This window comes from Butyrivibrio sp. WCD2001 (assembly GCF_000424485.1).
Lineage (GTDB): Bacteria > Bacillota > Clostridia > Lachnospirales > Lachnospiraceae > Butyrivibrio.
On the sequence record NZ_AUJZ01000006.1, the window covers coordinates 133,757 to 154,732 of the forward strand.

General features: G+C 44.6%; 22 protein-coding genes. 21 read left to right on the plus strand and 1 reads right to left on the minus strand.

Annotated features, from left to right (window positions below; translation table 11 throughout):
* The first annotated feature begins 8 nt into the window (after positions 1 to 8).
* From G630_RS0107090 to G630_RS21070, 9 genes are all read left to right on the plus strand, one after another.
* A complete protein-coding gene (locus G630_RS0107090; RefSeq protein WP_022761268.1) occupies positions 9 to 1,316 on the plus strand; it encodes a thiolase family protein in 1,308 nt (435 codons plus the stop codon).
* Positions 1,317 to 1,332: 16 nt separating this feature from the next.
* Positions 1,333 to 1,755, plus strand: a complete 423-nt coding sequence (locus G630_RS0107095) for a Zn-ribbon domain-containing OB-fold protein (RefSeq protein ID WP_022761269.1) — start codon at positions 1,333 to 1,335, stop codon at positions 1,753 to 1,755.
* 171 nt (positions 1,756 to 1,926) lie between these two features.
* Positions 1,927 to 2,166, plus strand: coding sequence for an acyl carrier protein (locus tag G630_RS0107100; protein WP_022763357.1), 240 nt, complete (start codon positions 1,927 to 1,929; stop codon positions 2,164 to 2,166).
* Positions 2,167 to 2,215: 49 nt separating this feature from the next.
* Positions 2,216 to 3,223 (plus strand): phosphate acyltransferase, encoded by a 1,008-nt coding sequence (locus G630_RS0107105; protein WP_022763356.1) that lies wholly within the window; start codon positions 2,216 to 2,218, stop codon positions 3,221 to 3,223.
* Positions 3,220 to 4,332: a butyrate kinase gene (buk, locus tag G630_RS0107110; RefSeq protein WP_022763355.1), complete on the plus strand. Its 1,113-nt coding sequence runs from the start codon at positions 3,220 to 3,222 to the stop codon at positions 4,330 to 4,332. Before G630_RS0107105 ends, buk begins: the two co-directional genes overlap by 4 nt.
* A gap of 84 nt (positions 4,333 to 4,416) precedes the next feature.
* Positions 4,417 to 4,923 (plus strand): DUF1097 domain-containing protein, encoded by a 507-nt coding sequence (locus G630_RS0107115; RefSeq protein WP_026498176.1) that lies wholly within the window; start codon positions 4,417 to 4,419, stop codon positions 4,921 to 4,923.
* Entirely contained in the window at positions 4,920 to 5,702 is a 783-nt protein-coding gene (locus G630_RS0107120; protein WP_026498177.1) for an MBL fold metallo-hydrolase, read from the plus strand. Before G630_RS0107115 ends, G630_RS0107120 begins: the two co-directional genes overlap by 4 nt.
* Before the next feature lie 25 nt (positions 5,703 to 5,727).
* A complete protein-coding gene (locus tag G630_RS0107125; protein ID WP_026498178.1) occupies positions 5,728 to 6,969 on the plus strand; it encodes an L-lactate MFS transporter in 1,242 nt (413 codons plus the stop codon).
* Positions 6,970 to 7,048: 79 nt separating this feature from the next.
* The gene (locus G630_RS21070; protein WP_022763351.1) at positions 7,049 to 7,660 is read left to right on the plus strand and encodes a hypothetical protein; all 612 of its coding nucleotides are present in this window, start codon (positions 7,049 to 7,051) and stop codon (positions 7,658 to 7,660) included.
* Between the two features lie 47 nt (positions 7,661 to 7,707).
* Here G630_RS21070 and G630_RS0107135 read toward each other — a convergent pair whose 3' ends face one another.
* A complete protein-coding gene (locus tag G630_RS0107135) occupies positions 7,708 to 8,922 on the minus strand; it encodes an alpha/beta hydrolase-fold protein (RefSeq protein ID WP_026498179.1) in 1,215 nt (404 codons plus the stop codon).
* Between the two features lie 175 nt (positions 8,923 to 9,097).
* On the opposite strand from G630_RS0107135, the gene G630_RS0107140 reads away from it, so the two are divergent.
* The 12 genes from G630_RS0107140 to G630_RS25010 all read left to right on the plus strand — a co-directional run bounded on the left by G630_RS0107140 (position 9,098) and on the right by G630_RS25010 (position 20,972).
* Positions 9,098 to 10,159, plus strand: coding sequence for an SGNH/GDSL hydrolase family protein (locus G630_RS0107140; protein ID WP_026498180.1), 1,062 nt, complete (start codon positions 9,098 to 9,100; stop codon positions 10,157 to 10,159).
* A 44-nt stretch (positions 10,160 to 10,203) separates the two neighbouring features.
* Positions 10,204 to 10,569 (plus strand): ACT domain-containing protein, encoded by a 366-nt coding sequence (locus tag G630_RS0107145; protein WP_022763348.1) that lies wholly within the window; start codon positions 10,204 to 10,206, stop codon positions 10,567 to 10,569.
* Between the two features lie 53 nt (positions 10,570 to 10,622).
* Positions 10,623 to 12,371, plus strand: coding sequence for a dihydroxy-acid dehydratase (gene ilvD / locus G630_RS0107150; protein WP_026498181.1), 1,749 nt, complete (start codon positions 10,623 to 10,625; stop codon positions 12,369 to 12,371).
* Positions 12,372 to 12,499: 128 nt separating this feature from the next.
* Positions 12,500 to 13,762, plus strand: coding sequence for a Y-family DNA polymerase (locus G630_RS0107155; protein WP_026498182.1), 1,263 nt, complete (start codon positions 12,500 to 12,502; stop codon positions 13,760 to 13,762).
* Positions 13,763 to 13,774: 12 nt separating this feature from the next.
* Positions 13,775 to 14,260, plus strand: coding sequence for a hypothetical protein (locus G630_RS25325; protein ID WP_044929133.1), 486 nt, complete (start codon positions 13,775 to 13,777; stop codon positions 14,258 to 14,260).
* A gap of 31 nt (positions 14,261 to 14,291) precedes the next feature.
* The gene (locus G630_RS21080; protein WP_081667829.1) at positions 14,292 to 15,011 is read left to right on the plus strand and encodes a GH25 family lysozyme; all 720 of its coding nucleotides are present in this window, start codon (positions 14,292 to 14,294) and stop codon (positions 15,009 to 15,011) included.
* 15 nt (positions 15,012 to 15,026) lie between these two features.
* A complete protein-coding gene (locus G630_RS0107170) occupies positions 15,027 to 15,467 on the plus strand; it encodes a GNAT family N-acetyltransferase (protein WP_026498183.1) in 441 nt (146 codons plus the stop codon).
* 325 nt (positions 15,468 to 15,792) lie between these two features.
* On the plus strand, positions 15,793 to 16,560 hold the full coding sequence (locus G630_RS0107175) for a ZIP family metal transporter (RefSeq protein WP_026498184.1): 768 nt from the start codon (positions 15,793 to 15,795) through the stop codon (positions 16,558 to 16,560).
* Positions 16,561 to 17,006: 446 nt separating this feature from the next.
* Positions 17,007 to 17,891, plus strand: coding sequence for a DUF6033 family protein (locus G630_RS0107180; protein ID WP_044958909.1), 885 nt, complete (start codon positions 17,007 to 17,009; stop codon positions 17,889 to 17,891).
* A gap of 104 nt (positions 17,892 to 17,995) precedes the next feature.
* Complete coding sequence (locus G630_RS0107185; protein WP_026498186.1) at positions 17,996 to 19,102, plus strand: hypothetical protein; 1,107 nt, start codon at positions 17,996 to 17,998, stop codon at positions 19,100 to 19,102.
* Positions 19,103 to 19,261: 159 nt separating this feature from the next.
* Positions 19,262 to 20,587: an erythromycin esterase family protein gene (locus tag G630_RS0107190; protein WP_242829914.1), complete on the plus strand. Its 1,326-nt coding sequence runs from the start codon at positions 19,262 to 19,264 to the stop codon at positions 20,585 to 20,587.
* 178 nt (positions 20,588 to 20,765) lie between these two features.
* Entirely contained in the window at positions 20,766 to 20,972 is a 207-nt protein-coding gene (locus tag G630_RS25010) for a hypothetical protein (RefSeq protein ID WP_022763339.1), read from the plus strand.
* The last annotated feature ends 4 nt before the right edge of the window (positions 20,973 to 20,976 follow it).

The following is a 20,976-nucleotide window of genomic DNA, read 5'->3' on the forward strand; positions in this document are numbered from 1 at the left end:
TTAATAACATGAAAAAATTTGGAAATTATTCAAGAAGCGTGTCCATAATCGGTGTCGGTTGTACACCCTTTATGTACACCGTAGATAATGAAGAAACAAACGGCCTCACAGAAGGCGAATTGTTTGGATATGCCGCACTTAAGGCTATGGAAGATGCCGGAGTTAACCCTCAGGATGTTGATTTCTACTTCCACGGCTGTGCGAGCCCTTTGAACGGTTCAAACTACCTTACCCCCAACGTTCAGATCGCCAACTGGTTCGGAATGAAGGGCAAGGGATCCATTCACCACTCAGAGGCTTGCTGCACAGGCTATCTTGCAATTGAGCAGGCTGTAAATGCGGTTGCATCAGGAAAATATGACTGTGTTCTTACAGGTGCCGTTGAGTTCGGTGATTCTACACCGAGCCCTGCCGATAATGTTGAGACACCCAAGCACCCTTATAAACGTGACAAGATGACAATGGAGAAGTTCCTTAAGACTACTTCATGGCTCTATGACAGAACCTACACCAGAAGCCTTATGGCAGGTCAGGAGCTCATCTATGATGACGCTGCAGAGTGGTATGTCCGCACAAGAGGCATCTCTGCTGAGGATATGAATAACACACTCAATGCAATGTGTATAAATAACAGACGTAATGCATCTGTAAACCCGCTTGCTATCGAGAGAACAACCTATGAGGAGCTCGCTGAAAAAGCCGGCATGACTCTTGATGAATACATGAACTCACCCTACAACCCGAAGATGGGTGATTTCCTCAGAGCAGGCGGACTTGAGCTTAAGTGCGACGGTGCTGCAGCATGTATCGTATGTGCTACAGAAAAGATTCCGGAAATTGCAAAGAACTTAAAGCATAAGCCCATCGAAGTTCTCGGAATCGGAAGTGCTGCCTGTGAGGCAACAACACCTCACTTCGAGGTTCGCGCAACAGAGGAAGCAGTAAAGCAGGTTTATGAGTCAACAGGACTTTCAGGAGACGATCTTGATCTGTTCTTTGCAAATGACTTCATCATCACATCTCACCTTGTATCTGCTGAGATCGCAGGATACCTTCCCTACGGCGAAGGCTGGAAGTACATCTGCGACGGACGTACTGCATGGGACGGTGACAAGCCGATCAACTCAAACGGCGGAAGAACCTCCTTCGGACACGCTCACGCAGCATCCGGACTTGCAGATATGTACGAGGCATGCAAGCAGATGTGGAATGAGTGCGGTGATCGCCAGGTTAAGAAACTGCCGAAAACAACAATGCTCCGTGGATACGGCGGTGCTCAGAACGTAGCCGCTATCATCATTCGGACAATGAATTAATAGGGAGGATGAGACCATGGCTATCAAATTAGAGAAAATAGTTGAGAAATTTTACACATCTTTGGAAGAAGGAAAAATTATGGGCCGTAAGTGCCCCAAGTGCGGACATGTTGAGTTCCCGCCCGTATATGCTTGTAACGAGTGCGGAAGCTATGAGACAGAGTGGTACGAGATAAGCGGAAAGGCTAAGCTTCACTCCATCGTACTTCCTGCAGCACTTTCCTCAAAGCCCGAATACAAGAAAATGGGCAAATTCGCATACGGCGAGGTCGAGCTCGAAGAGGGCACAAGACTTAACGCAGTTGTACGCGGAATCAGTAAAAAGAATCGTGAGGAGCTTTCCAAACAGCTTCCCCTCGATATACATGCAGCAATAATAGATCGTGACGGCGGCTTCAAGACCGTAATCTTCGATCTGGATGAGAAGTACCTCAGCTAAAGCCTTCCCCTTGGGGGCGCTCGACGTCCGGGGTTGCTACTCGTCCGGGGGACGAGTGCTTAGCAACGACCGGAGTGGAACGTAGACCGTCGGTTCAGCTCGGACCGAAGCGGAGCGGAGACAGGTGGCACGAAGTGCCGGATGAGGGGACAAGAAAAAAGGAGAATAAAAATGAGCAGACAGGAAATTTTAGATCAGGTATTAAACATGGTAGCAATGTCCTACAAGAAGGAGGTTTCTGAGCTTTCAGAATCCACATCCTTCAAGACAGACTTAAACGGAGCATCAGTTCAGATGGTAGCTCTCGTTTCAGAGATTGAGAACGAGCTTGACGTAGCTCTTATGCTTGCTGATGCAAGTGCTTGCGAGACAATCTCTGATCTCATCGATCTTATTGAAGAAGAGATGTAAAACATTTTGGGCTCGCTGTAAAGGCGAGCCTATTTATGAGAGGTAGAAAATGAGCGTAATTGATAAGATTTTTGAAAAAGCTAAATTGGATCCCCAGAGAGTAGCATTCCCTGAGGCTCTTAATGAAAAGATGATGCAGGCAGCTTATGAGGCAGGCACCGAAGGATATATCATACCTATCCTGGTGGGTGATGAAGCAGAGATTAAGGCTGCTATCAAGGAGAGAGGCTACAAGGAAGAGGCGTTCAAGATCGTTGACGTAAACAACGAGGAGTACAAGGCCCTTCTTGTTGAGAAATACACAGCGCTTCCCGAGACAAGACTTAAGGAGAAGGCACTCAGACGTCGTATGGAGGATAAGCTCCAGTTTGCAATGGTTATGCAGGCTGCAGGCGAAGCGGATGTTACCTTTGCGGGAATTGACTATACGACAGGTGACGTTCTTCTTGCAGGACAGATGATAATCGGCATTAAGCCCGGTCTTGCAACAGTTTCAAGTATCGGACTCTGCGATATTCCGGGATTTGATGGAAGCGAGGGATCACTTCTTGCAATCGGTGACAGTGCAGTGTGCACCAATCCCAACCCCGAGCAGCTTGCAAGTATCGCTATTTCAGCTTGTGATACTGTTAAGTCACTTCTCGACTGGGAGCCCAGATGCGCATGTGTCAGCTATTCCACCTGCGGAAGCGGCCAGGGCGAGCTGATCGACAAGGTTACCGAGGCAGTAAAAATTGCTAACGAGCTTCGTCCCGACCTTGCAATTGACGGTGAATTCCAGCTTGATGCTGCTATCAACCCGGATGTTGCCAAGAAGAAGGTAAACAGAGAGAGCAAGGTTGCAGGTAAGGCAAATGTTGTTATCTGGCCCGATCTTAACGTAGGTAATGTTGCAGTTAAGCTCATTCAGCAGTTCGGTAAGGCGGATGCTTACGGTCCGATGCTTCAGGGCTTTAACAAGGTTGTATGCGATTGCTCCAGAAGTGCACCGGTATCCGAGATCAAGGGCAATATCGTAATCAGCGCAGTAAGAGCGGCAGGAGAGAAGAAAAAATGAAAGAATACAAGGTTTTCACAATAAATCCGGGCTCTACATCCACCAAAATCGCGCTTTTTAAGGGTGAAGAGTGTCTCTATACCCAGAATGTATCTCACGATGCAGCTGAGCTTGCAAAATACGAGACCATAAGTGATCAGCTTCCCTATAGAAGAAATATGATCCTTGACCTCCTTAAGGAGGCAGGTCAGTCCATCGATGATGTGGATGTGTTTGTAGGCCGCGGCGGCGGACTTTTCGCTATGGAGGGCGGTACCTACGAAGTGGATGATCTGATTTTGGAGCATGCCAGAACCATGGCAAACGGCGTTATCCATCCTGCAGCACTCGGACCGCAGCTAGCTCATGAGTTTGCATCCAAAAACGGCGCTAAAGCGATGGTAGTAAATCCTCCGGATGTTGATGAGTATCAGGATCTTGCGAGAATGACAGGAATCAAGGGCGTTTATCGCCTCGCACACCTCCATTCCCTCAACCTCAAGGAGACTGCAATTCGTCACAGCAAGAACGTTCTTCATAAAAAATATGAGGAAGCAAACTATATCGTATGCCATATCGGCGGCGGAATCTCAGTATCCGCGCACAGACAGGGAAAAATGGTAGACGGTTTTGATATCGTAGGCGGCGAGGGACCGATGGCTCCTACACGCTGCGGAAGCATATCCGTTGCCAATCTCCTTGATTACATGAAGAAGAATAACCTCGGCGTAGCTGATGTAAAGCCGCTTATTACCAAGTCCGGCGGATTTGTAAGCCACGAAGGAATATCAGATGCTATTGAACTTACAAACCGTGCTGCGAACGGTGATAAGTACGCTGAAATGGTCTGGAATTCAATGATTTATCAGATCGAAAAGTGCATCGGATCCATGGCAGCCGTTCTTCACGGCAAAGTGGACGGAATTCTTCTCGGAGGCGGAATGGTGCATAACAAGGATCTTGTACAACAGATTACAGATACCTGTTCCTTTATTGCACCGGTATTTGCTTATCCCGGAGAATTCGAGATGGAAGCTATGGCTGCAGGTGCAATCCGCGCTCTTAACGGAGAAGAGGAGATAAAGCACTATACAGGAAAGCCCTGCTTTACAGGCTTTGATTTTGAATAATCGATAATCTTTATTAGGCTTCGATGCTTTATGAAAATAAGGAGTCGGAGCCTGATTTATTTTAGAACGAAAAGAGAGTTACAAATGAACGAAAAAACAATAAACAAATTGACACTGGCGCTGGGAATAGCGCTGCTTCCGCCTATCTGGGCAGTCCTCTCACCCATGGTTGGTATCACCACCGGTGCGGTAGCTCTTATATGTGCGGGACTCTATGTAGCGAACGGAAACAAGGCATCAGATGCCCTTAAAATAGCTATCGGATTCTTGTGCGGCGATATTTGGGCGGTTATCGCGATTTTTATAATGGAAAAGCTGAGCTTTAATCCCAATGTTGAGCTGTATTGTACATTGTTTGTGATGGGTGGTCTTGCGGTTCTCATCGGCGAGAGTGTGCCAAAGTTCATTTTCACACCGGCATGGCTCTGCGGATGGGCAATAGGTCTTACGATAATGGGACCCATGGCAATAGCTGATATCGGCACACTTCCGCTCCAGATCGGGGCTGCAATGATAGCAGGTGTTGTTTATGTGGGTATCGGAGTGGATGCTTTCCAGAAAAAGCTGATAAGTATTATACTTAAGAAATGATAAAAACGACTAAAATCTCAGAAAAAATATACATACTTGAGGACAGGTTTGAAAGCGGGACCAGCCTTATAATCGGAAGCGAAAAAGCCCTTTTATTCGATACAGGTTGCGGAGTTGATGATATCCATGCAGAAGTGCGAAAGATAACAGATCTGCCGCTCCTTGTAATTTGTAGTCATGGTCATTTTGATCATATTGGCGGAAGCCGCTTTTTTCCTAAGGTTTATCTGTCCCAAAAGGACAGAAATATCCTGGATACCTATAATGAGGAACTGCTGAATAAATGGGTCAGTGAGATGGAAGATAATATACAAGACGATACACAAGGTATTGTATTTGGTTGTGGGGATTGGAAGCAGATTGCAGAGCTTGATTTTGACCGAATTGACCTCGGAGATATTCACGGAGAGATCATTGACCTTCCCGGTCATAGCCACGGTTCGATCGGAATATTACTTCCGGAATTAAAGCTGCTTCTTAGCGGCGATGCGCTCTCTCCGATAATCAGTCTGATTTTCAAGAATCACGGAACTGTGGAGGAGGAGCTCCAAACGGTTAAAAAGGCCTTAGAGCTTGATTTTGACTATTATATCTCATCACATAACGGGAATCTTCTTACAAAAGACGTCTTGAAGAGGATGGCAGAATGTCTGGAAGATACCGAAAATAAAAGATTTTATAAGTATTCCTATCCTAAACCGCCCTACGGCGAGGGATATTTCCACGTCCATTCCCTTGGGGATGAACCGGTGGGACTCATTGTTGAAAAACACATGTAATTTTTAGACGAAAAGAGGATTAAAAATGAATTTAACAAGTCGGAGATGGCTGGTATTAATAGCAAGTTGCCTGATTAACCTTTGTATAGGTGCACTGTATGCCTGGAGCGTTTTTGCATCTCCTATGGCGGAGCATATTTCAGCGGTACAGGGACTTAGCGGAGACAATGCCGTAACAGCAAGTAGTCTTGCCATAGTATTCTCCATAGCAAATGTGGTTGGACCTATAACCATGATAGGCGGCGGAAAGCTTGTAAGGACAATCGGACCGAGATTTGTAATTATGATAGGTGGAATCTGGTTTGGTTTGGGCTTTCTTATCTGCGGTTTTGCGGGATCTGTTCCGGGACTTATTTTCGGATTTGGTATATGCTGCGGACTTGCCATGGGTATGACCTACGGCTGCACAGTCAGCAACTGCGTTAAGTTTTTTCCGGATAAAAGGGGACTGGTCGGTGGTATAGCCACTGCATCTTACGGACTTAGCTCAGTGCTGGTTCCGATCATTGCCAATGCAATCATCTCCAAAATGGATGTAACAATGGCCTTTAAGATACTTGGAATAGCGATTGTTATTATTGTATTTGCTGCATCATTGCTGATTCTTCCCTGTCCGGACGGCTTTGTGCCGGAAGGGTATGTTGCACCTCTTTCCGATAATACAAAAGCATCAAAAGCTAAGGATTATACCTGGAGCGAGATGCTTAAGACCAAGGAATTCTATGTAATGATGGTGCTTATGTGCTGCGGCGCATTTATGGGTATGATGATCATTTCGCAGGCTTCCCCGATTGCGCAGAATCAGGTGCTTATGAGCCCGCAGGCAGCCGCTGTGGTTGTATCTGTTCTGGCTCTTTTCAATACAGGTGGAAGAATTCTCGGAGGATTTATCTCTGACCTTATCGGGCAGATAAATACACTTACAATATTGCTTTTTTGCTCGATCGTTGGACTTTTCATGCTTATAATCACCGGAGAGGGTAGCGCATTTACTCTCTATGCGGGTATTTGCATCATAGGTATATGTTTTGGTGGGTTTATGGGAATATATCCCGGTTTTACCAACGAGAAATTCGGTGCAAAGTATTCAAGCGTAAATTATGGAATTATGTTTATTGGTTTTGCATTTTCAGGATTTTTTGCGCCGATAATCATAGGCAGAATCTACAGTATGCAGGGTACTTATGTGGCAGCTTATTATGCAGCAATGATTTTATCAATTTTGGGAATTGCACTTACATTTATATATCGTATAATGAATAAATAGGCTAAAAAATTTAATAAGAATGCCAGTCAATCTTGAAGCTTTTGATGAGAGAGACTGTATGCATAGCGAGGGGGAAAGCATGCCGGCATATTTTTCATTGGTCTCTGAATGTAACAGAGACCATATATACGATACTATTCTTAGGGACTTTTACAAGGTTTTGCCGACGGCGGGACTGAATCTTCTTGGCGAGTACTGGCCGTTTATGGATATACCTTATGATGAACTCATGGATAGCAATCAGAAGAAGCTGGAAGATAACTATCGGCTTGCTTTTAAGGAACACGCCGGGAATGATTATATACAGATTGTGCATGTCCTGGAAGGTTTTTCCGAAGTCAGAAGCTTTATACTGAATCAGCCGGAGAAGGGGATTTTTACAATAAATATTATTGTTCCCGAGGATGATCTTATAAAGGCGGAGGACCACAAGATAGTATATGACCGTGAAAAGGTTGATAAGCTTATTGCGGTAGCAAAAAAGATCTATGAGCTGCCTTTTGTGGATCTGATACAGACAGATCTTGAGCTTTCCGATGATCCGTATTCACTTGAGGAGATTACGGAAGGAGAGGCTTTGGGAGTAGAACCCTTTGCAATTGTTCCGGACACATTAAAAAACAGTGTACCGGAAAAGTACACTGTTTCAGAAGCATCAGGTAACGGATTGCTTGTAACTATCGACTACTAAATCAGTAGTCGATTTTTTTCGCTCCATGGGCGGGCTCTAACGGGAAATCAAGCCTCCGCCTTAAATACCAGCTGGGCGAAATTGTAGAAGCCCAGATACCAGATGTGAAAATCGTGGCCGCCGTTAAGCTCCTGCCACATGAAGTTCTCACCATCCACAAACTGATCGCAGAGAGCGGGCAGTGATTTTGCGGCCGCTGAAGCGCTTGAATAGGCTGTTCTATCCTGTAATCCGCATATATTGTAGAAATAGTATATGGGATAAGTATTGTCTTTAAGAAGAGAAGCTGTCTGGGCCGCAGTTTTGCTGGTAGGCGCTGCGGAAAAGGCTCCAAAATATCCAAACATATCGAGGCATTCGCCTATTCCGATATTTATTGTCTGCATACCGCCCATTGATAAGCCGGCAATGGCTCTGTGTGCTCTTGCTTCGGACAAATCATAACCTTCACTGTATTCAGCATAGGTGCTGTAGTGTGAATCAATGTAAGGAATCAGATCGTTTCGAAGCTCCTGGCCGAATTTGTAGAATCCGTCTATTCCGGAACCGCCTTCGCCTTCAAGATCACAGGCTCTGCCATTGGGTGTTACAACTATGAAGGGATCAATGTCTCCGTAGTAAGCAAGATTATCCATCAGTGCTTTAACTCTGGAAGTTTTCTTATCCAATCCCCATTCGTTTTCATTGCCGCCGATTCCGTGCAGCAGAATCAGGACATTATATTTTTTATCGCTGCTGTAGTTGGCAGGAAGATAGATATTTGCTTCCTTTGTGATCTCATGGCCGTCTCCTGCATAGTCGTGGGCGGGATATGAGATATGTTCTACGGTACCTGAAGCCTCATCCGTTCTCAAGGCAGTGTACTTGGGAAGTACAAGGTCACCGACTTCAGCTTCGGCGATTCTCTTATCTTCAGTGTCGGTTGCATTCTCATCGGCATCTGCTACGTCAGCTTCCTCGGTATAGGAGGTTTCCTGCTCAATTGCTTCTGCGATTCCGTCGGCAACTTCAGTGTTTTCTTCTGAAGCTTCTTCCTCGGTTTTTTCAGGTTCGGTATCTTCTGAAGATTCATCTGCAATTTCATCAGTTTCAGTATTTTCTTCGGCAGTTGCCTCTGTCTCAGATACAGTTTCTTCTGCAGAAGACGCCTCCTGCGAAGATGCTTCAGCCGGTGCGGCTTCCTTCTCTGCAGCGCTTTGGCCACAACCTGATAAAACAGACAAACTGATTGCCAATAGCCCAATTAAAATACTCTTTTTCATGATAGCTCCCTAATATTTTTATTTTGATTTTTTTCACATGGTAAGTATTGTACCACACATAAATAGTGTATTTATCGCCGGTATACATTGCTAACCATTTATAGGCTTTATCGTGGCAGATATTGCGATGTGATATACTGTTTAAAAAGTTTTGAAAAAGAAGAGGACATTTGGTATGAAAAAAAGATTATTTATTTTGATAGCAGCATGCCTGATCATGTCAGGCTGTGGAAACAGTACAAACACCGAAAGACCGGCTCTGCCCACTCCTTCAGAGACCGAAACGGTTTCAGATCAGAGCGCCGATGAGACGCCGACAATGAATGCCACAGACGATGGCAGCGACAGCAGTGCTCCGGCATCCGATTTTGCACAAGCTCCTTCAAGCGATAATGCATCGGAAGATTTCGGTGATACCGGATCACCGTCTACAAGCTTTGAAAGTGACGCGCCGGACATGAGCGAGCCTGAAAGTATAGGTGATGATTCGTCACCGTCATCATCCGGCGTGGCAACTCCTTCCGGCCAGAGCCCTTCAGGGGTTGAGAGCAATTTTGATAATGATATTGACGAGCCTGTGACAGCTTCTGAAAACGAGACTGAAAGCGATGAAGCCGGTTCTGAGAAGGAAGAGGCTGCTCCCGCAGAGGAAGCACAAAATGAAGCACAAAACGAAGCAACCGAGGCTACTTCCGAGGAGGAGACTCCTAAAGAGGAGAGCACCGGCTATGGCAGAATCTTCTTTGTGGGAGATTCAAGAACAGTTGATATGTTTGATGGAAATGCAGAGGAAATCTACGATTATGATGCCGGCGGAATCAGGGTTTTTGCAAAAGACGGCTGCCACTGTGCATACCTCACTGATGTTATCGGTCGCTATGGCACAGGGGAGTTTGACACGCTGGTATCATGGCTTGGCTGCAATGATAACAACGATGCGGCTTTATACGAGTCTGTATACGAAAGTCTGATAAGCCAGGGAAAAACAGTTGTTATCTGTACAGTAGGCCCTACTGCGGATGAATCCCTCAGCGGCGAATTCGATGTCGCAAACTATCCAAATGAAAAAATGATCGCCTTTAACCAGAGCGTCACCGGATGGGCAAGTGCTCACGGCGTGAAGGTGATAGACGTATATTCCTATGTTAAGAACAACGTAGAGATATCGCCCGACGGAATACATTACAATCCCAAGCCCACAACGGCAATCTGGAACTATATTGTCAGCAATTTGTAATATGACGAAGATAAAGATCTTGTGAAGGAAAGGTTGGTGTAATTATGAAATTATTGCGGTTACCATATGATTTTACAGTATGCAAGGTTAAGGATATTTCTAAGATAGATTTACAGCAGGACTTTTGCTTCGTGGGAAAAACGGATGAGGAGATTTCTCTCGTGTGCCGGACCGAGACGGTTCCCGAAAATACGGTGGAACGAAACGATGGCTGGAAGTGCTTCAGAATACAGGGAGAACTCGATTTTTCACTCATAGGAATTCTCTCGGGGATATCCAAGGTATTGGCCAAGAACAATATAGGAATCTTCGCTGTTTCGACTTTTAATACGGATTATATTCTGGTTAAGGCCGAGAATTTCGAGCTTGCGCAGGAGGTTCTTGATAAGGCAGGCTACAGAATTATTTAAAAAGGGCTACATCAAAAATCACGTAGGAATATCGGAAAATCCGGAGGTCGGACATGGAATTGAAAAGTCAGCAGATGAGAAAAATGGCTCCTGAACTTGATCCGCTAAGGATTGGGACGGGATGGAAGAACGAGGATCTCTCCAAGCCTCAGATTTTTGTTGAGAGCAGCTATGGTGACAGCCATCCGGGAAGCGTACATTTGAAGGTGCTTATGGAGGAAGTTCTTAGAGGTGTATCCGAAAAAGGCGGCCATGGCGCAAGATATTTCTGCACTGATATGTGCGACGGGGAAAGCCAGGGTACAGACGGAATAAACTATAGCCTCGCGAGCCGTGAAATGATGGCGGGAATGATTGAAATCCAGGCAAATGCGACACCTTTTGATGCAGGTGTTTATCTTGCAAGCTGTGATAAATCGGTTCCCGGGAATCTGATGGGAATGCTGCGCGTCGACATTCCCTCTGTTTTTGTGCCCGGAGGCGTTATGAAGGCAGGGCCGGAAATGCTGACACTGGAGCAGCTTGGCATGTACAGCGCGAAGTATGAGAGAGGAGAAATCGGAGAGGATAAGCTTAACTGGGCAAAGGCCAATGCCTGCCCGGGATGCGGCGCTTGCTCATTTATCGGTACAGCATCTACCATGCAGATAATGGCGGAGGCTCTGGGACTTGCACTTCCCGGAAGCGCGCTTCTACCTGCTTCGGGCGAAGAGATACGTGACTGCGCCTACAGATCCGGAATGAGAGCGGCAGAGATGGCGGGTAGCGAAGATATGCGACCTTCGAAGCTTCTTTCTCTGGATAGTTTTGAAAATGCGATCCTTGTGCACGCTGCAATTTCAGGCTCCACGAACTGTCTCATGCATCTTCCCGCAATAGCGCACGAGATCGGAATAGAGATAGACGGGGACACCTTTGACCGTCTTCATCGGGGAGCCCACTATCTTCTTGATATCAGACCTGCCGGAAAATGGCCTGCTGAGTGCTTTTTCTATGCGGGAGGTGTTCCTGCAATAATGGAGGAGATAAAAGACCAGCTTCACCTTGATGCCATGACCGTTACAGGGAAAACTCTTGGCGAGAACCTCATGGAGTTAAAAAATAACGGGTATTATGAAAAGTGTGGGCGCGGACTTTCGGAGTTTAACCGCCGTTATAATGTGCAGGCTACAAGACAGGATATTATCAGATCTTATGACAATGCCATTGGCACTGACGGAAGCATAGCGGTATTAAAAGGCAATCTTGCGCCGGAGGGAGCTGTAATTAAGCATACAGCCTGCCCGGAGGAGATGATGAAGGCCGTTTTGTATGCCCGCCCCTTTGACTCGGAGGAAGAGTGCCTTGAGGCTGTTCTTCACCACAAGGTTCAGAAAAATGATGCGGTTTTTATAAGGTATGAGGGGCCCAAGGGCAGCGGAATGCCGGAGATGTTTTACACTTCGGAAGCCATAAGCTCGGACAAGGAACTCGGAAGATCCATTGCACTTATTACAGACGGCCGCTTTTCAGGTGCTTCCACAGGTCCCGTGATAGGGCACTGTTCTCCGGAAGCCGCTTCGGGAGGGCCTATAGCGCTGGTTGAAGAGGGCGATCTCATCGAGCTTGATGTCAGAGAGAGGAAACTTAATATAATTGGAATAAAAGGCGAAAGGAGGTCTCCGGAGGAGATTGACAGAATCCTTCAGAACAGAAAGGAAAACTGGAAACCACGCAGCGGTAAATACCAAAAAGGTGTGCTGAGACTTTTCAGAGAGCATGTTGTAAGTCCGATGAAAGGTGCATATCTTGACATGGATTAGTGACTGTCGCTAAAAAATCCGTTCATCAAAAATTAATATTTTGTTCGCTTGAAACATTCGTTCGATGGGTATACTATTAATGAACAAAAGTTCGGAACATACATTCGATATTTTGAAAAGGTATGCCTATGGATAGAGAGCAGAGAACATATTTCATAATTGATCTAAAGAGCTTCTATGCCAGTGTGGAGTGCGTGGACAGGGGGCTTGATCCCATGACGGCTCTTCTTGTTGTTGCTGATAAGGAGCGCAGCAAGGGGACTATCTGTCTGGCCATCACGCCCGCCATGAAGGCCCTTGGAATTAAGAACCGCTGCAGGATATATGAGATTCCAAGGAACCTGGAATATATCGTAGCGCCTCCCAGGATGCAGAGATATATAGATGTATCCGCGGATATTTATGGGATATATCTGAGCTATGTCGCTAAGGAAGATATACATGTTTATTCAATCGACGAATCTTTTCTGGATGTGACTGCCTATCTGGAGCTTTACGGACTATCGCCCCATGACCTGGCACTGAGCATCATGAACGACATAAGAGAACAGCTGGGACTAAGGGCTACCTGTGGCATCGGTACTAATTTGTATCTTGCCAAGGTGGCCCTTGATATACTGGCGAAGCATTCTCCGGACTTCATAGCTGAGCTCAACGAGGAATCCTACAGACAGAGGCTCTGGACACACAGGCCGCTCACCGATTTTTGGCGCATCGGCCCCGGAACTGCGCGAAGGCTCAACGCGCTTGGGATGTATACCCAGGGAGATATCGCGGTTTATCCGGAAAACTTGTTGTATAAACAGTTCGGAGTTCTTGCGGAGTACATTATAGACCATGCATGGGGACGGGAATCCTGCACCATGAAGGACATCAAAAACTATAGAACCCGCTCCAAATCTCTTTCCTGCGGTCAGGTGCTGATGAGAGATTACAGTTTTGATGAAGCTGTGATTATAGTGAAGGAGATGGCGGACGAGCTCTCGCTTGATATGGTTGCGGCGCATGTGGTCAGCAATAATGTCTCGCTTTATATAGGCTACAGCGCAGGAACGTATCCATCTACCGGCGGGAATATGACCTTGCAGGTTACGACAAATTCCTACCGGATACTGATGGATGCTTATGTCAGGCTTTACTATAAGACTACCAACAGGATAGTACCGATAAGGAGAGTTATTCTCAGCGCCAATTCCGTACTTGACGAATGCTTTGAGCAGTACAGCTTTTTTGTTGATCCCGAAGTTATGGAGAAGGACAGGAAGGTGACCAGGTCGGTGAACCGGATAAAGTCCCGCTATGGGAAAAATGCCGTCTTAAAGGGGATGGACCTATATGAAGCCGGTAATTCGATAGCCAGAAACGCCCAGATAGGCGGACACAAAAAGTAGGAGGCGCGTTTTATGCCAAGAGCAGACAGGGCAAGCCAGTTCATGCCCTTTTCGGCGCTTAAGGGCTTTGAGGAGGCACTGAGAGAAAAAGAGCGTCTGATCTCGGAAGATGTCCCTTATAAGAACAGAGACCTGATTAAAAGGGAAAATATAGCTGACGGGGATAATCCTATTGATGATTTGATGGATATAGATTCAGGAGATTTTGTTATGAGCAGAGTCATTGATGAAGTGGATGTTATCAGCGAACACAAGGCGGATGGAAGCATCATTCCGCTGCGTCTGCGCTTTATGAATGATGATGGGGAATATGAGACTTATACTATAAAGGCTTACAGAGAGAGCGAGAAAAAGGGCACGCACACAACGGAAGACGGTATTTTTGTGGGAGATTACACCTTCGTTTTTGAGTGCCTGATTGTTGTTATGAATATGAAAAGAGTAATACGACTCTACTATGATCCAAAATCCAATACAAAATGGCGATTAGCTGTATAATAATAGGATCAGGTAGAAAGGTCTGGCATATATGAAAATACCACGAAAGACAGCATTGGTAGTGGGGGGCTTGATTTTTGCGGCACTGATTTGCTTTATGATAGCTGTATCGGCCCCTGTAGCTTCAAAAAGATATTCAATAAAGGGAATAGATGTATCTCATCATCAGGGGAATATTGACTGGCCTAGGGTTTCAGGGCATGGCATTTCTTTTGCTTATATAAAGGCGACCGAGGGAAGCGGTTATGTGGATGAAAAACTGGCAGACAATTATGATGGTGTCTCTAAGACTGATATCAACTACGGATTTTACCATTTCCTAAGTCTTGAAAGCTCATCAGAGACGCAGATGGACAACTTCAGAGAAGCTGTAAAAGAATATAAAATGGAGCTGATCCCAGCAATTGACGTAGAGTGGTACGGTGATATGCGAAAGAATCCACCTCAGAAAGAACTGGTTATATCAAAGCTAAAAGAACTCTCAGCACTCATGGAAGAGGAGTATGGAACAAAGCCCGTAATTTACACCACGCAGACTTTTTATTTCAAGTATTTAAGAGGAGAAATCGGAGAAAATCCGCTGTGGATCAGAAATACCTTCTTTTTCCCAGTGCAGGACTTTGTAATCTGGCAGTATTCCGAGAAGCTCGACCTTGGTGATGCCATTGAGCTTGGAAGGTATGTCGATGTTGATGTCATGACATCAGATGCTCAATTGAAAATGGACATTGACCAGGCAATCTATCGGTAAGGGGGATACAGAAACGTGATAAGAAAAGCAGAACTCAGGGATTTATCCAGGATTGCCGAAATCCTGGTGTTTACAAAGAGAATAAAGTACAGATCAATCTTTCATAACGACGATTACTCTTTTAACGAGTTGCAAGTAGTCAGGGTCGCTGATGAATTCAGAGCTCCTGAACTACTGGATAAAGTCTGGGTATATGATGATGGCATAGTTAAAGGAATGATCCATCTGGAAGGAAAAGAGATCGTTGAATTATACGTGGATTACTTCTTTTGGGGACAAGGCATCGGCTCTAAGCTGCTAGAGTTTGCGGAAGAGAAGTTTGATGTAAAATTTGTGTGGACTTTGGAAAAGAATGTAGATGCCGTCAGGTTTTATGAGACACATGGATTTAAACTCAACGGGAAGAGACAACCAGAGGAAGGAACACCGGAATATATCGTGATGTTGGAAAGGTGAACTCTGGTTTTAGCGAGAATAGTCTTATAAATTACTTGTGCTTGACAAGGTTGTGAAAAAAGAAGAGTCTTCGGAATAGGTAGCAAAATCCGAGATATATAGTGATTTTAAAGAGAATATATATTTTGTTTTTTGGGGGATACCTCAATAAGAATTATGGATTTTATGTAATTTTACGAATGTGCCGCAAAAAGGCATAATATAGTAAGTGGGAAACAGGGGACAATGGAACAAGAAAGAGATTACCCACCCAATGCTGAAATTGTTGTTCCCTGGCCTGATAAGACTTAAATATGACATTACTAAAGGAAAGGAGCTACAAGATATGTGGAATATAATCATCATTCCATTCCTTGGAACGGCGCTTGGCGCTGCCAGTGTATTTTTGTTTAAAAAAGAGATGAGCCAGCAGATGCAACGTGCGCTGACAGGCTTTGCTTCGGGGGTGATGGTGTCCGCATCTTTTTTCAGCCTCCTGCTTCCTGCACTTGATCAGACAGCAGATATGGGAAAGCTTGGGTTTATTCCTGTATCTGTCGGATTCGGGATAGGAATGCTTTTCCTTCTGGTAATGGATATGGTGACGCCTCACATGCATCTGGATAAAAACGAGGAAGGTCCAAAGAGTGGGCTAAAGAGAACAACAAAGCTTGTCCTGGCGGTCACTCTCCATAATCTTCCTGAAGGAATGGCAGTAGGAATAGTATGTGCTGGCTGGCTTTACGGAAACAGCACGATCTCTTTTACAGGAGCTCTGGCGCTGGCAATCGGTATTGCTATACAGAACTTTCCAGAGGGAGCAATTGTTTCAATGCCGCTTTTAGGTGAGGGTGTTCCTAAGGGAAAGACGTTTCTTTATGGCGTTCTGTCCGGAATTGTTGAACCGATAGGTGCGCTTTTGGTCATTGCTGCATCAGGATTTTTTATTCCTCTGATGCCATATCTTTTGAGCTTTGCAGCAGGAGCCATGATATATGTCGTAGTAGAGGAACTAATCCCGGAAATGTCCGAGGGTGAGCATTCGAATATTGGAACAATTTCTTTTGCCCTGGGATTCATACTCATGATGGCGCTGGATGTAGGATTAGGGTGAGAGGGTGGCAGCTGAATAGATGGCGGGGTTCATACAATGCGCGCCAATCATAATATGACATTCATTTTTTCAATGAATTTTTTTATTGATGGTGATAATATCTGATACTTCTTCCATATCAGCTTGCCATGAATCTTAATCTTTGGATTTAGAGGAACAAAGGTAAGTTCCGATTCTCCGGAAGTATTTATCAGCCGGTCAAAAGTGATGGCATAGCCTGGTATTACAGTAATATGGAAGACCTTCAGGATTTGTTTTCTGAAGGCCTTTTTTGTACAACAATTAAGGGTACAAAGAACTTTATACTTTTTTAATAATTTAAGGGTACATTCAAGCAGTAGTTAAGACGATAAAAAATATAAGAAATGGATAAGTGTCTTACTATGCGTTTTTAGATATATATGAATGAAATGGATGTCGGCTTTTTTACAAGGAGGTAGATCAGTATGACAGGAATTAATGGTATTTCTGCATATCAGCAGATAAATCAGAGTGTCTATAACGAGAAATCGGGAGTGTCTAAGACTCCTGATACAGGTAGGGCAGATCAGGCTGGTTCAGCAAAAAATTCTCAGCAGGCTAAAGTAGAAACAAAAGCGTGGAGTCCGATAGATAACACGAGTTCACTTGTGCCCAGAAAAACTGAATATGGGATGACTATTGGAGATGTGCAGCTTTCCGATAAGGCAAAGGACTACTATAATTCGCTGAAATCAAAATATCATAATATGGAGTTCATTGCTGTCAGCAAGGATATGAAAGCACAGGTCCAGCAGAATGCTGCCTCCTATGGCAATGCCAATAAAATGGTAGTTCTTATAGATGAAGAGAAGCTTGAGCGGATGGCGACAGATGAATCATATCGCAAAAAATATGAGGGAATCATTGCCATGGCACAGACAAAGATGTCAGAGGCTAAGATGGGACTTACAAGCAGCGGAGCTAGTGTAAAGAACTTTGGAATGAGTGTTGATTCCAATGGAAAAGAGAATTTCTTTGCTACAGTAAATAAGACTTCTGACCTTCAGAAGAAGCGCACCGAGAAGAAAGCTGCAGAGAAAAAGGCTGCAAAACTGCAGGAAAGGAAGAAAGCAGAGAAGAGAGCTCAGGAAGAACGGATCCAAAAAGCCAGGGACAAAAAGGCAGAAAAAGCAGATACTGATAAAGAAGAAACTGAGATCACAGATAACGAGGAATATGTAACATTCGAAGCAGATTCCATGGATGAACTTCTCTCCAAGGTGCAGACATACTCATACAATAATGCATCCGGAAAAGTTATGACTCAGGCCGAGCAGATGGTAGGAACAAAGATAGATTTCAGAGGCTGATGTTTTATGCACACAGCCGCACGGTGGAAATTGCTGCTATGCAGCGTGCGGCTGGCGCGAGAGGAATCGTATAAATACGATTCCTACATGTTATGAGGTACGGCATGAATATATCATTTATTTCGAATAATCTATATAGTTCACAGTACATGAAGAATGCCCAGGGAAATCTCTATGCTCAGAAAACTGACGGAGCCATGAAAAATACAGTTATGGGAAAGATGCCGGTAAATCCTTTTGTATCAAGCCTTGACAAAAGAACAGACAATGAGGTTGATGATAGAAAAGGATTATCACAGCAGATGCGTCAGATGATACGCTCACTGAAGCAGGATTCTCAGCAAGATCAGAATAATAAAAAAATAAATGATTTTCTGACATCATCCGGTTCCCCGGATGCAGCAGAGGAAGAGACAGCGCCTAAGCCGACCTATAATTATAAAGAGGTTGCATCCAAAATCCAGAGTGCCAAGACATCAAACAGTGCCGGGCAGGCAGTACTGGCAGCAAAAAGAGCTGTGACGCAGATAAAGAGAAAGATTTCTGCGGGGGATGGTGATCCTGAGGAACTACAGTTTGCTTTAACCCATGCAAAGCGCATGGAAATGGTGGCAAGAAAAAAGAAACATCATCTGGAACTGGAAGAGATGGTGGCTCGTGCTCAGAAGCAGGATGAGCGCCTTGACGAACAGGAAGATGCTGTCCGGGGTATTCAGAGTGCCATAACGCAGGCAGAGGAAGAAAAGATCACTGAGAAAGAAGACCAAATCTTTGATGAGCACGAGGAGATGCTGGAGGAAGCTCTCTCGCAGATAGAAGAAAGTGGGGCTGATGTTTCGGATGAAATGATGGCAGACCTGAACAAGATGATCTCTGAATTTGGCGAAGAAGAACTGGAAGAGTTGGAAGAAACCATGGAGATGCTTGAAGATATGGAAGTCGTAGATCCGCATATGAGCAAAGAGGATTTCGAGGATCTTAAGAGAAAGCACCGGGCTTCGGAAAACAAGGCTATAGTAAAAGCAAATATGGAATATCTTAAAGATATGATCAAGCATGAGCTTGGAAAAGCCGGAAGTATTCCCGGTATGGGAGGTGGACAGTCAGCTTCTGCAGCGGTTGGAAGCCCGGTAGTGCAGGGGGTAACCGTATCAATGCCTGCAATGGCAGCTCCGGTTTCAGATGGAGCTTCGATTGATGTTTCAATATGATATGTAGTGGGTTATAAGAAAATAGTTAGCGAAAATACTAAGCTGAACAAAAGAATTTTTTGCCTATTTCGTACAAAAAAGTAAGTGTAAAACAGACCTTTATCAGTGTAATTGATAAGGTCTGTTTTTCTCTGTAGTAGTGTATTTTTTGGAATGGAGGTGACTGAGTTGAAAAAGAGAAAAAAGAAACCTATTGGAGTGATCATTACGACTACTGTGTTGCTGGTAATGGTAGTCTGCGGTCTTGTGTATAGCCATTTTGGAGGATTTAGCACAGGGAAAAGCGCGGATATAGATGAATTTGCAAAGTATGCAGAGAAAATCACAGGTGATAAACTTCCCAGTATAGATGTTCCTGAAGGTACTCGTATTGTTGCGCTTGGTGAAGCAACACACGGTAACAAGGAGTTTCAGGAACTAAAGAAACTTGTATTTCAGGACATGGTAGAAAACAAAGGAATAAGAGCATTTGTTCTGGAGGCAGACACCGGTGGCTGTGAAGCTATAAACCGTTACATCCATGGAGGGGAGGGAACTTTGGAAGAAGCAACCGAAACTCTTGGATTTCAGATTTACAGAACAGATGAGATGGCAGATCTCATATCCTGGATGAGATCTTACAATGAGACGGCTGTAGAAGGACAGGATATACGATTCTATGGATTCGACATGCAGGATAAAGAATATGAGTTTAAATATGTCATTGAAGCGCTGACAGAATGTGGAATCAGTACCACCAAGCTTGAACAGCTAATGGATGGAGCTGAATATTCGGATGAGTTTAGATTGGAAGACAGAGAAAAGATTCTTACAGAAGTACGAGACCTTTTGTTAGAAAATCATTATCAGGCAGCAGCGCATTATGCAGATGTGCTTATACAAAACAGCAGGCTTTTTGATGAATATGAAAAAAATCCTACAGGCTCATTTGGACTTCGTGACAGCTTTATGGCAGAGAATGCGATGTGGATTTTGGATCAGGAAGAACAGCTTGGCAACAGGATGGTCTTCCTGTCCGGACATAACGGACATATGGAACAATTTGGAACATTCCGTGGCGGAGAAGATAAGGTTATGGGAAACATTCTTGCGGATGAGATTGGCAGGGATGCATATTTCAGCATAGGAACAGATTTTTATAAAACAACCTGTAATATGCCAAAGAATGAGAAGCAGCGTACAACCTTCACAGCATATTCGCATGATCCCCTGGCAAAAGCAGCGTATAAGAGTGGGAATGACGTATGTTTGCTTGACTTTTCGAAGGTTCCGGATGATTCAAGCATTGCAGCTCAGATTAATGGATATATATTCTTGGGAAACCTGGGAGATCAGTCCGTTGGAGGACTTAATAGAATAGTAATGAAAGCTATCCCTTATACCTACAGGGAATGGAGAAATCCACATGAATCATATGATGCCATGATATTTGTTTCAAATGCACACCCTACTAAGACAAAACCCAGAACAGGAGACACATTATGAAATTAACAAAGCTTGGTATATGCGGAATAATCAGTCTGCTATCATATACGGCTATGGTCGTGTTTTCGCCCCTTGTCTATCCGGGATATGACTGGCTCAGCATGGCCGTCTGCGTGGCTTCTCAGAATCTTAAGACTAAGGTTTTGAGGCTGGGAATATATTTCTTTGCTGCTATGCAATGGATAATAAAGCAAACAATTATGATATTCTTAAGAGAGACGGAAGTGTGTGGCCAGAAGATATTTGCCCTGCATACACTCCAAGAGAGGATGCAATTCCAAGCTTGAAAGGCTGCTGGTATTGTAAATATGCAGATTTTCATCTGAAGGAAGAAAGAGCTCTTGAGGTGGGAATCTGTAAATGGCCAAAAAAAATAATTGATTAGCATG